Origin of the sequence: uncultured Paracoccus sp. (assembly GCF_947496875.1) — a bacterium.
Lineage (GTDB): Bacteria > Pseudomonadota > Alphaproteobacteria > Rhodobacterales > Rhodobacteraceae > Paracoccus.
The window spans coordinates 165,871-176,954 of record NZ_CANMEH010000008.1 but is presented as its reverse complement, the minus strand read 5'-3'; the positions used below and the strand labels follow the sequence as shown (position 1 = coordinate 176,954).

Annotated in this window: 12 protein-coding genes and 1 pseudogene; 6 read left to right on the top strand and 7 right to left on the bottom strand. The window is 69.7% G+C overall.

Features of this window, described 5'->3' with window-relative positions; all coding sequences use genetic code 11:
• From Q0938_RS11835 to Q0938_RS11825, 3 genes and pseudogenes are all read left to right on the top strand, one after another.
• Positions 1–325: pseudogene (locus Q0938_RS11835) on the top strand (electron transfer flavoprotein subunit beta/FixA family protein); the annotation flags it as partial.
• Entirely contained in the window at positions 325–1,251 is a 927-nt protein-coding gene (locus Q0938_RS11830) for an FAD-binding protein (RefSeq protein WP_299362485.1), read from the top strand. The pseudogene Q0938_RS11835 and the gene Q0938_RS11830, both read left to right, overlap by 1 nt.
• A 124-nt stretch (positions 1,252–1,375) precedes the next feature.
• Positions 1,376–2,251, top strand: coding sequence for a 3-hydroxybutyryl-CoA dehydrogenase (locus Q0938_RS11825; RefSeq protein WP_299362508.1), 876 nt, complete (start codon positions 1,376–1,378; stop codon positions 2,249–2,251).
• A gap of 21 nt (positions 2,252–2,272) precedes the next feature.
• Here the strand turns inward: Q0938_RS11825 and Q0938_RS11820 are convergent, their stop codons facing one another.
• The gene (locus Q0938_RS11820; protein WP_299362483.1) at positions 2,273–3,004 is read right to left on the bottom strand and encodes an MBL fold metallo-hydrolase; all 732 of its coding nucleotides are present in this window, start codon (positions 3,002–3,004) and stop codon (positions 2,273–2,275) included.
• A gap of 132 nt (positions 3,005–3,136) precedes the next feature.
• On the opposite strand from Q0938_RS11820, the gene Q0938_RS11815 reads away from it, so the two are divergent.
• Both Q0938_RS11815 and Q0938_RS11810 read left to right on the top strand, forming a co-directional pair.
• Positions 3,137–4,237, top strand: coding sequence for a type III polyketide synthase (locus tag Q0938_RS11815; RefSeq protein WP_299362480.1), 1,101 nt, complete (start codon positions 3,137–3,139; stop codon positions 4,235–4,237).
• Positions 4,230–4,727 carry an isoprenylcysteine carboxylmethyltransferase family protein gene (locus Q0938_RS11810; protein WP_299362477.1) on the top strand — a complete coding sequence of 166 codons (498 nt, stop codon included), beginning with the start codon at positions 4,230–4,232 and terminating at the stop codon, positions 4,725–4,727. Before Q0938_RS11815 ends, Q0938_RS11810 begins: the two co-directional genes overlap by 8 nt.
• On the opposite strand, the gene plsY is transcribed toward Q0938_RS11810, so the two are convergent.
• The 4 genes from plsY to Q0938_RS11790 form a co-directional block, all read right to left on the bottom strand.
• Entirely contained in the window at positions 4,715–5,299 is a 585-nt protein-coding gene (plsY, locus tag Q0938_RS11805; protein ID WP_299362474.1) for a glycerol-3-phosphate 1-O-acyltransferase PlsY, read from the bottom strand. The two genes, Q0938_RS11810 and plsY, sit on opposite strands and share 13 nt — an antisense overlap.
• On the bottom strand, positions 5,296–6,567 hold the full coding sequence (pyrC, locus tag Q0938_RS11800) for a dihydroorotase (protein WP_299362471.1): 1,272 nt from the start codon (positions 6,565–6,567) through the stop codon (positions 5,296–5,298). Before pyrC ends, plsY begins: the two co-directional genes overlap by 4 nt.
• 39 nt (positions 6,568–6,606) lie before the next feature.
• Entirely contained in the window at positions 6,607–7,572 is a 966-nt protein-coding gene (locus tag Q0938_RS11795; protein WP_299362468.1) for an aspartate carbamoyltransferase catalytic subunit, read from the bottom strand.
• 107 nt (positions 7,573–7,679) lie between these two features.
• A complete protein-coding gene (locus Q0938_RS11790; RefSeq protein ID WP_299362465.1) occupies positions 7,680–8,258 on the bottom strand; it encodes a YqgE/AlgH family protein in 579 nt (192 codons plus the stop codon).
• 118 nt (positions 8,259–8,376) lie between these two features.
• On the opposite strand from Q0938_RS11790, the gene Q0938_RS11785 reads away from it, so the two are divergent.
• Positions 8,377–9,201 (top strand): protein-disulfide reductase DsbD domain-containing protein, encoded by an 825-nt coding sequence (locus Q0938_RS11785; RefSeq protein WP_299362463.1) that lies wholly within the window; start codon positions 8,377–8,379, stop codon positions 9,199–9,201.
• Here Q0938_RS11785 and Q0938_RS11780 read toward each other — a convergent pair.
• On the bottom strand, positions 9,180–10,058 hold the full coding sequence (locus Q0938_RS11780; protein WP_299362460.1) for a uracil-DNA glycosylase: 879 nt from the start codon (positions 10,056–10,058) through the stop codon (positions 9,180–9,182). The two genes, Q0938_RS11785 and Q0938_RS11780, sit on opposite strands and share 22 nt — an antisense overlap.
• 76 nt (positions 10,059–10,134) lie before the next feature.
• On the bottom strand, positions 10,135–11,073 hold the full coding sequence (locus Q0938_RS11775; RefSeq protein ID WP_299362458.1) for an L-threonylcarbamoyladenylate synthase: 939 nt from the start codon (positions 11,071–11,073) through the stop codon (positions 10,135–10,137).
• Positions 11,074–11,084 lie beyond the last annotated feature (11 nt).

Sequence of the window (11,084 nt, the reverse complement as noted above, 5' to 3'; positions counted from 1 at the left end):
GCAGGCCGGCAGCATCGAGGTGGCGGACGGGGCGGCCCGGGTCACCCGCGAGGTCGATGGCGGGCTGCAGACGATCGCGGTCCGGCTGCCGGCGATCGTGACGGCGGATCTGCGCCTGAACGAGCCGCGCTACGCGTCGCTGCCCAACATCATGAAGGCGAAGAAGAAGGAGCTGACCGAGAAGTCCGCCGCCGATTACGGGGTGGACGTGTCGCCGCGCCTGACGGTGGTCAAGACTGCCGAGCCCGAGGGCCGCAAGGCCGGGATCAAGGTCGGTTCGGTCGATGAGCTGGTGTCGAAACTGAAAGCTGCGGGGGTGATCTGATGGCTGTCCTTCTGCTGGCCGAGATGGCCGAAAACGGGCTGAACATGGATGCGACGAGCAAGGCGGTGACCGCGGTCGCGCCGCTCGGCGATGTGACGCTGCTGGTCGCGGGGGCGGGAGCGCAGGCCGCCGCGCAGGACGCGGCCTCGATCGAGGGCGTGGCGAAGGTGCTGGTTGCCGAGGGCGACGCCTATGCGCATCGCCTGGCCGAGCCGATGGCGGCGCTGCTGGTCGAGCTGGCCCCGGGCTACACCCATATCGCGGCGCCGGGCACGACGGATGCCAGAAACATCCTGCCGCGCGCCGCGGCCCTGCTGGACGTGATGGTGATCCCCGAGGTCAGCAAGATCGTCGATGCGGACACGTTCGAGCGCAGCGTCTTCACCTCGGCGGCCATCCAGACCGTCAGGTCGTCCGACAAGGTCAAGGTCCTGACTGTCCGCATCGCCAGCTATGACGCGGCGGGCCAGGGCGGGTCGGCCCCGGTCGAGGCGGCGCCGGCGGCTGCCGATCCGGGGCTGTCGTCCTGGGTGTCGGACGAGGTGGCGCAGTCGGACCGGCCCGAGCTGACCTCGGCCAAGCGGGTGGTGTCGGGCGGCCGGGCGCTGGGGTCCAAGGAGAAGTTCGCGATCATCGAGCAGCTGGCCGACAAGCTGGGCGCGGCGGTCGGCGCGTCGCGGGCGGCGGTGGATTCGGGCTATGCGCCGAACGACTGGCAGGTCGGACAGACCGGCAAGGTGGTGGCCCCCGACCTCTACATCGCGGCGGGGATTTCCGGCGCGATCCAGCACCTGGCCGGGATGAAGGACAGCAAGGTGATCGTCGCCATCAACAAGGACGAGGAGGCGCCGATCTTCCAGGTCGCCGATTACGGCCTGGTCGGCGACATCTTCACCGTCCTGCCGGAACTCACCGAGAAACTGTAGGCGACCCCCACCGGGGTCACCCCTTGCGCCGCAACCGGACCGCCCGCCTTCGCGCGGGCGGTTTGGCATTGAAGCGTCCTTGCGCTTGGTCCTATCGTCCGGAGGGACAAACGGGGGCTTGAAGATGACGATACAGTCGGTTGGCGTGGTCGGCGCGGGGCAGATGGGCAACGGGATCGCGCATGTCTTCGCCCTTGCCGGCTATGACGTGGTGATGACCGACATCAGCGCCGAGGCGATGGAACAGGCGCTGGCCCTGATCGACAGGAACCTGGAACGGCAGGTCAGTCGCGAGCGCATCACGGCCGAGGAAAAGGCCGCCGCGATGAGCCGCATCAGCACCACGACCGAGCTGACGGACCTTGGCAAATGCGACCTGGTGATCGAGGCGGCGACCGAGCGCGAAGACGTCAAGAACAAGATCTTCGCGGAGCTTCTGCCGCATCTGTCGCCCGACACGATCCTGACGTCGAACACCTCGTCCATCTCGATCACGCGGCTGGCCAGCCGCACCGACCGGCCAGAGAAATTCATGGGCTTCCACTTCATGAATCCGGTTCCGGTGATGCAGCTGGTCGAGCTGATCCGCGGCATTGCCACCGACGAAAGCACCTATCGCCAGCTGTGCGACGTGGTCGAGAAACTGGGAAAGACCAGCGCCAGCGCCGAGGATTTTCCGGCCTTCATCGTCAACCGGATCCTGATGCCGATGATCAACGAGGCGGTCTACACGCTGTACGAGGGTGTCGGCAGCGTGAAGTCGATCGACCAGGCGATGAAGCTGGGCGCCAACCACCCCATGGGGCCGCTGGAATTGGCCGATTTCATCGGGTTGGATACCTGTCTGGCGATCATGAACGTGCTGCACGACGGCCTGGCGGACACCAAGTACCGTCCCTGTCCCCTGTTGACCAAATATGTCGAGGCGGGATGGCTGGGTCGCAAGTCGGGGCGCGGCTTCTACGACTACCGCGGCGACAGCCCCGTGCCAACGCGCTGAGGCCGGCCAGAGCGGGGCAGGTCAGAGCGTGATGGTCAGCCCGTCCGCCGCCGTCTCGAACCCGATCTGATCCAGACGCGACAGGACCTCCTCGCCCATATGGGTGAGGACGACCCGCTTGGCCCCGACCTCGGGCAGATTCTCGCGCAGCGTCGTCACGTTCATGTGGCCCGGGACGTTGCGGTCCCAGAAGCAGGCCTCGGATACCAGCAGGTCGGCGTCGCGACCAAGGTCGATGAGCGCGGGGATCCACTCGGTGTCGCCAGTATAGGCCAGCACTTTCCGGTCGACATCGAAGCGGTAGCCGAGACAGGTCATCGATTTCGCGTGCCGCACCTCGGTGGCCGTCACGCGAAGCCCGTCCGCCTCGCGCGGGGCGCCCGGCGCAATCTCCTCCAGCTTGACTTCGAAATCGCGCGCGGCCCTGGACGACCCGGGGAACGCCGTTTCCATGGCGCGCTCGTACTGCGCGGCCAGGCCCTTCGGTCCGACGATCGTCAGCGGCGCTGTGCGGTTGCCGAACTGCCCGTCCAGCACCAGGAACGGGATGCCCATGAAGTGATCGGCATGGAAATGGGAGACGAAGATCGTGGCAATCTGGCCGGGGTCGAGCCCCGCCCGCTTCAGCGCCACCAGCGATGTGGCGCCGCAATCGATCAGGAACGGCGCCGCGCAACCGTCGACGTGAAAGCAGGTGTTGAACCGGCCGCCACTGCCAAACGCGTCCCCGCAACCGGCAAAGGTGATCTGCATGGCTGTCTCGCTAGCTGGAGCCGGCCCGACGCGCACCGGCGTGCCTTGCCCTTCCGGATGGGACCGATCGGTCAGGGAAGGGAACGCGGTCGCGGCTTCGCGCGTTCCCGACGGCAAGCCGAAAGGACGGGCGTGAACGTTCCCCTGATCGAACCGCTGCCCGCCGAGGGCGGGGCTACCACCGATGTGCGCCTGCTGGGGCTCGCGACGGCGCTGCCGCCGCATGTCCTGCCGCAGGATCAGGTGGTGGAGCGGGCGCGCGACCTGCTGGCGCCGCGCTACGCCCAGTTCGAACGCATCGTCACCGCGTTCGAGAATGCCGGCATCGACAAGCGCCATTCGGTGGTGCCGTTCGACTGGTTCGGCGACAGTCACGGCTGGAAGTCGCGCAACGATGCATTCCTCGCCGGGGCCGTGGCGCTGTTTCGCGACGCCGCAGGCCGCGCGCTGGCAGCAGCGGGTCTGCAGGCCGACCAGATCGACGCGATCGTCACCGTGTCCTCGACCGGCGTCGCCACCCCGACGCTGGAGGCCGTGGCGGCGCTGGAGATGGGGTTCCGGCCGGATGTGCTGCGGGTGCCGGTGTTCGGCCTGGGCTGTGCCGGCGGCGTGTCCGGCCTGTCCATCGCGCGCGAACTGGCCGTGGCGCGGCCGGGGTCCCGGGTGCTGATGGTTGCGGTGGAAACCTGCACGCTGCTGTTCCGCATGGACCGGATGGACAAGGCCGACATCATCGCCACGGCGCTGTTCGGCGACGGCGCCGCGGCCGTCGTGCTGGGATCGGCGGACGGGACGAGCAGCGGGTCGGGCGATGCCCCGCGCATCGGCCGCGGGCTGCAGCACATGTGGCCCGATACGCTGAACATCATGGGCTGGGATGTCGACGATATCGGTCTGGGGGTCATCTTCGACCGCTCGATCCCGGCCTTCGCGACCGAGCGGCTGGGGGCGGCCTTCGACGGCATGCGGGACGATCTGGGTCCGGTGCCGGTGACCCGGATGGTCTGCCATCCCGGCGGCGCCAAGGTCGTCACCGCGATCGAAACCGCGCTGGCGCTGCCGGCGGGCGCGCTGGATGTCGAGCGCGAGGTGCTGCGCGACGCCGGCAACATGTCGGCGCCGACGGTGCTGTTCGTCCTGGAACGGGTGCTGCAGCGCCAGCCGCGCGGCCGCTTGCTGCTGTCTGCGCTGGGTCCGGGATTCACCCTGTCACTGCTGCCGCTGGATGTCTGAACCGGTCTGGCCGGCGGCGCTGTTCATCGCCTTTCTGATCGTCCAGCGGTTGGGCGAACTGGCCATCGCCCGTCGCAACACGCGCCGGTTGCTGGCGCGCGGGGCGGTGGAACATGGCGCCCGCCACTATCCCCTGATCGTGGCGCTGCATGCCGCGTGGATCGGGTCCATCGCCGTGCTCGGCTGGGGCGAGCCGATCCGCCCGATCTGGCTGGGGCTGTTCGTCATTCTGCAGGCGCTGCGGTTGTGGATCCTGGGGACGCTGGGATCGCGGTGGACGACCCGGATCATCGTTCTGGATGAGCCGCTGGTGCGGCGCGGACCGTTCCGGTTCCTGCGCCACCCGAACTACACGCTGGTCGTAGCAGAGATCGCTGTGGCGCCGATGGTGCTGGGTCTTGTCTGGGTGGCGGTGGTCTTTTCGGTCCTGAATGCCGGCGTTCTGGCGATCCGGATACGGGCCGAGAATGCCGCGCTTTATCGCCGCTGACCGATCCGCGGTTCGGTGCCGGTCCTGATCCGCGCGATGTTGGTCCGGTGCCGCAGCAGGATCAGCAGGGCCATGAACGCCGCCACGGCGGCCAGTGCCGGGTGGCCCGCCAGCAGCGCGATGACCGGCGTGCCGAATGCGGCGACCAGGGCGGCCAGCGACGAGATGCGGAGGACGGCGGCGGTGACCAGCCACGTGGCGCAGGCGATCAGGCCGATGGGCCACGACAGGGCCAGGACCGTTCCCAGGAAGGTCGCCACGCCCTTGCCGCCCTGAAAGCGCAGCCAGACGGGGTAGAGATGCCCCAGAAAGGCCGCCCCGCCCGCAACCAGCGCCGCATCCGGTCCGGCAAGCCAGCGGGCCAGCAGCACCGCGATGGCGCCCTTGCCGCTGTCCAGCAGCAGGGTTGCCAGTGCGGCGCCGCGGTTGCCGGTGCGCAGCACGTTGGTCGCGCCGATATTGCCCGAGCCTATCTGGCGCAGGTCGCCCAGCCCGAGCGCCCGGGTGATCACGAGGCCGAACGGGATCGACCCCAGCAGATAGCCGATCAGCCCCCACAGCAGCATGGTCATGCGGCCATCCCAAACACGCGCCGCCCGCCGACCCAGGTGCCCAGCACCCGCCCCTCCATCCGGGCCCCGTCGAACGGCGTGTTCTTGGATTTGGACCGCAGGCGGAACCGGTCCAGCACGAACGGCGCATCGGGATCGAACAGCACCAGATCGGCCGGCGCTCCGATTCCCAGCTGGCCGCCGGGCAGGCCCAGCCGCGCTGCCGGGTTCAGCGACATTGCCCGCCACAGCCGCGCCAGCGGCACGGCCCCCTGATGGTACAGCCGCATCGCCGCTGGCAGCAGGGTTTCCAACCCGACCGCCCCCGGGGCCGCGATCTCGAACGGCAGGCGCTTGGCCTCCTCGTCCTGGGGGGTGTGAAAGCTGCCGATCACGTCGATGGTGCCGTCGGCCACCGCCTCGACCAGCGCCGCGCGGTCATCCTCGGCGCGCAGCGGCGGGGTCAGGCGGAAGAACGTGCGATAGTCGCCCACGTCGAATTCGTTCAGCGTCAGGTGATGGATCGAGGTCCCGGCGGTGACGTCCAGCCCGGCCGCCCGCGCCCGGTCCAGAACCGGCAAGGCCGCCGCGGTGGTGATCTGGTCGGCATGCCAGCGCACGCCCGTCGCCTCGACCAGCGCGAGATCGCGTTCAAGCCCCATCCGCTCGGCCAGGGGCGACACGGACGCGATCCCGTAGAGCGAGGCGAACTTGCCGCTGGTCGCCGCCGCGCCGCGCGACAGCCCCGGGTCCTGCGGATGGCCGACGATCAGCGCGTCCAGACCGCGGGCATAGGTCATCGCCCGCTGCAGGATCCTGGTGTCCGCAACCACCCGCACCCCGTCGGTAAAGGCCAGGGCGCCGACGTCGCGCAGAAACCCCATCTCGACCATCTCGCGCCCCTGGCGACCGCGGGTCAGGGCGGCCTGGTGGCGGATGCGAACCGGCTGGTCGGCGGCCCGGCGGGTGACGAATTCCAGCGATTCGGGCGCGTCGATCGGGGGCAGGGTGTCAGGCCGCGCGACGATCGTGGTGACCCCGCCGGCGGCGGCGGCCAGCGCGGCGCTGCGCATCGATTCCTTGTGCCGTTCGCCCGGCTCGCCGATCTTGACCCCCCAGTCGATCAGCCCGGGCGCCAGGCATTTCCCGTCACAGTCGATCACCGTGGCGCCTGACGGTGCGTCGCCGTCGACCGCGGTGATCAGCCCGTCCTGAACCGTCAGGCTGCCCGGCTCGTCGGTCAGTGCCTCGGGGTCGATCAGCCGGGCGTTGGTGAAATGCAGGATCATCGCGACGATCCTGTTCCACTGTCCGGGGCGCAGGACCGATCAGACATACACATCCCCCGCCGCCCTGGCGCCCCGTTCGGCGCGCAGGTTGCGGGCCAGCAGGTCCATCGCGGCCATGCGGACTGCCACACCCATCTCGACCTGGTCCTGGATCACCGAGCGGTTGATGTCGTCGGCGATCGTCCCGTCGATTTCCACCCCGCGGTTCATCGGTCCGGGATGCATGACGATCGCATCGGGCTTGGCCAGCGCCAGCTTCTCGGCATCGAGCCCCCAGCGGTGATAGTATTCCCGTTCCGACGGGATGAAGCCACCGTCCATGCGTTCCTTCTGCAGGCGCAGCATCATGACCACGTCGGCCTCGTCCAGCCCGGCGCGCATGTCCTCGAACACCTCGCAGCCCAGTTCGGCGACACCGGACGGCATCAGGGTGGCCGGGCCGACCAGGCGCACCCGGTTTTCCATCTTGCCCAGCAGGATCAGGTTCGACCGCGCCACCCGGCTGTGGGCGATGTCGCCGCAGATCGCGATGGTCAGCCGGTGCAGCCGCCCCTTGGCGCGACGGATCGTCAGTGCGTCCAGCAGCGCCTGGGTCGGGTGTTCGTGGCGACCGTCGCCTGCGTTGATGACCGCGCAGTTGACCTTTTCGGCCAGCAGGTTGACCGCGCCGCTTTCGGGATGCCGGACGACCAGCAGATCGGGGTGCATGGCATTCAGGGTCAGCGCCGTGTCGATCAGCGTCTCGCCCTTCTTCACGCTGGACTGGGCCACCGCCATGTTCATCACGTCGGCGCCCAGCCGCTTGCCGGCCAGTTCGAAGCTGGACTGCGTGCGGGTGGAGGCCTCGAAGAACAGGTTGATCTGGGTCAGCCCGTCCAGGGCGTCGCCGTGCTTGACCGTGCGCCGGTTCAGCGAGACATAGCTTTCGGCCAGATCCAGCAGGGTGACGATCTCGTCCGGTGCCAGCGGTTCGACCCCCAGCAGGTGACGGGCACGAAACGACATGCGGCCTCCGTTCGATACGGGGCCTGTATGGCAACATCCCGGTTTCGGGGCAAGGTCGGGCAGCAGCCGGCCCCTGTCGTCCGGCAGACTGCGTCAGGTCAGGAAGCTCAGGCGTGGCCTGCCGCCGACGACAGCATCACCGGGTCGATGCCCAGCGACTTCAGCGCGATCTGCCATTTGCGCTCGTTGTCGGCGCCGAACAGGATGTCGTCGCTGGCCTCGGCCGTCAGCCAGCCATTCGCCAGCATCTCGCGTTCCAGCTGGCCGGCATCCCAGCCGGCATAGCCCAGCGACAGCACGGCGTGATCCGGGCCCTTGCCGCGTGCCAGATCCTCAAGGATGTCGCGGGTGGTCGTCATTGCCAGATCGCTGTCGCCGATCCGCATGCGCCCCTCGGCGTCCGTGTCGGGACCCACCGCGGCCCGGTGCAGCACGAAGCCCCGTCCGGGTTCGACCGGACCGCCGAAATGCACGGGAACGTCCCGCGTCTGCGGGGTGGCGTCGATGTCGAGCTGTTTCAGCAGGTCGGTGAAGTCCAGCCCGGTCAGCGGGCGGTTGACCACCAGCCCCATCGCGCCTTCGTCGCCATGCGCACAGACCAGCACGACAGAGCGCGAGAACCGGGGGTCATGCATGCCGGGCATCGCGATCAGGACCTTGCCGGTCAACCTGTCTGTGTTCTGCATCGCGCCACCTTTCGTCCCCAGCGGTGTGTCAGCAAAGATCGGCATTGAAGCCGCATCGTGCAAGCCCGTGGCAAAGATGTGACTTCACCCGCGGTCCCGACGTCCCTACATCTGGGGCATGACGATCAGGACATCCGCTGTCTCGCTTGCGGCCGCACTGGCCGCGATATTTGCCGCACCGCTGGTGCATGCGGCCGAACCGGGGGGCAAGCTGCCCTACGGCCTGCGCTCGGCCGAGTTGCTGCCGCTGCAGTCGGGGCCGGACCGCACGACGGTCACCGCGGTCCGGCTGGTGCTGGAACCGGGGTGGAAAACCTATTGGCGCAGCCCCGGCGACACAGGGGTGCCGGCCAGCTTCGACTGGTCGGCCTCGACCAATCTGGCCGAGGCGCAACCGCTGTGGCCCCGGCCCGAGGTGATCGACTCGGCGGGGGAACGGACGCTCGGCTATCACGACGAACTGGTGCTGCCGATCCGGATCGCGGCCGCTGACGCGGATCGCCCGGTCGGGCTGAAGCTGTCGATGGATTTCGGCCTGTGCGAGGAGATCTGCGTTCCGGCGCGGGTCGATCTTGCCGCATCCGCCACCCATCCGGACGATCTGCCGGCCGGACCTGACCCGCAGCTGGCCGCGGCCCTGGCGCGCGTCCCCGACCGTGGCGACGATTCGGTCACCTGCACCCTCACGCCCATCGACGACGGCGTGCAGGTCGCCGCCACTGTTACCGATGCGGGGCCCGACTCGACCGCGGCGCTGGAACTGATGCAGGACGGCGTCTGGGTGTCGCAGGCCGAGATCAGCCGCGCCGACGGGCGAATGACCGCGGTGGCGGATTTCGTGGCCCCCAGCGGCAAGCCCTTTCCGCTGGACACCAACAAGCTGCGCCTGACGCTGATCGCGCCGGATGACGCCGTTGAATATCAGGGCTGCGTCCGGTCCTGAGCGGTCCCGCCCTCGGGCGACGATGCCCCGCCCGCGGCTGACGATGCCAGCCGGGCGGTGACCTCCAGCAGGTCGGCCCAGGCCTCGCGCTTGGCGATCGGGGTCCGCAGCAGATAGGCGGGGTGGACCATCGGCATGGCAGGGCGGTAGAACGCCGTGGTCCAGGTGCCGCGCAGGCGCAGGATGCCCTCGCGTCCCAGCCCGGCCTGGCACGCGGCGTTTCCCATCAGGATCAGCACATCCGGCGCGACCAGTGCCACATGGCGGGCCACGAACGGCCGCATCGCGGCCACCTCCTCGGGCGTGGGACGGCGGTTTCCGGGGGGGCGCCAGGTCAGGACGTTGGTGATGTAGACCGCCCGATCCGGTGTCGCCGAATCCCGCGCCAGACCGATCGCGTCGAGCATCCGGTCCAGCAACTGTCCGGCCCGTCCGACGAACGGGCGGCCCAGCCGATCCTCGTCCTCTCCCGGCGCTTCGCCCAGGATCATGACCCGGGCGGCCGGATTGCCGTCGGAAAAGACGAAGCTGCGCGCGCCCTTGCGGATGTCCAGCCCGTCGAACCGTTCCATCACCTCGCGCAGTTCAGTCAGGCTGGTGGCCCGGGCAGCGAGCGCCGCGGCCTGGGCCGGCAGGTCGTCCATGCCGGGCAGGGTGGGTGAGGCGGTCGGTATGGCAGGCTGCGACGGCGGTATCGCCGGTGCGGGGGGCGCGGCGGCCCGGGCGATCTCGGCATAGCGGTCGACGGGGCTGTCGAGCATGGGCTCGTCCACGCCCATCTCGCGCTGCCACTCCAGCAGCGCCAGCGCGGTCTGCGCGTCGAGCGCGACCCCCTGCCATGTCGGGTCCGCGGTCATGGGCGCAGGCCGGACCAAGGCCGCGCGCGGGGAGCGGCGCGGTGCGGGATCGGGCGACGCGTGACCGGGCCCAGCATCATCGCGGGGCCGCCGCGCGGCGCAGCCGGTCATTGATGGCCAGGCCCAGGCCGGTGTCGGGAATCGGGGCCACGGCGATCGGACGATCCAGCCGGTCGGCCTGGCGCAGCACGTCGAAAAGCCGGGCCGCAGCCTCGGCAAGATCCGCGCCGGGCGACAGCGTCAGATCACCCGGGCCAAAGGCGATGAACGTCTCGCCCGGTCGCGGCGTCTCGGCGTTCAGCCGCAGGCTGGCGCGCGGGGCATAGTGGCTGGTCAGCTGCCCGGGCGCGTCCGGCGCGGCGAGATCCGTGCCCCGGTCCACCGGCCCGATCAGCGCCTCGATCCGGTCCACCGGCACTCCGCCCGGGCGCAGCAGCGTGGCCCGTCCGTTCCGCCAGCCGAGAATCGTGGATTCCAGACCGACCTCGCAGGGGCCGGCATCGACGACGGCGGCGATCCGTCCGTCCAGCCCGCCGTCGGGGTCGAGGACGTGTGCCGCCGTGGTGGGACTGATCCGGCCCGAGACATTGGCCGACGGCACCGCCAGCGGCCCACCGAACGCCCGCAGGATGGCCCGGGCGGCCGGATGGGCTGGCACGCGCACCGCCACGCTGTCCAGCCCTGCTGTGACCAGCGAGGCGATGCCGGCGCCTGGGCGCAGCGGCAGCACCAGCGTCAGCGGCCCGGGCCACAGCGCCTGGGCCACCTGGCGAGCGGCGTCGTCGAACACGGCGATCGCCTCGGCCGCGGAGGTGTCGCCCACATGGACGATCAGCGGGTTGAAGTCCGGGCGTCCCTTGGCCTCATAGATCCTTGCCACGGCCGCGGCATTGCGAGCATCCCCGGCCAGCCCGTAGACGGTCTCGGTCGGGATCGCCACGACCTCGCCTGCCGCGAGCAGCCGGGCCGCTTGTGCGACGCCGTCCGCGTCGGGGCGCAGGATCGCCGTGGTCATCCGGCCGTGAC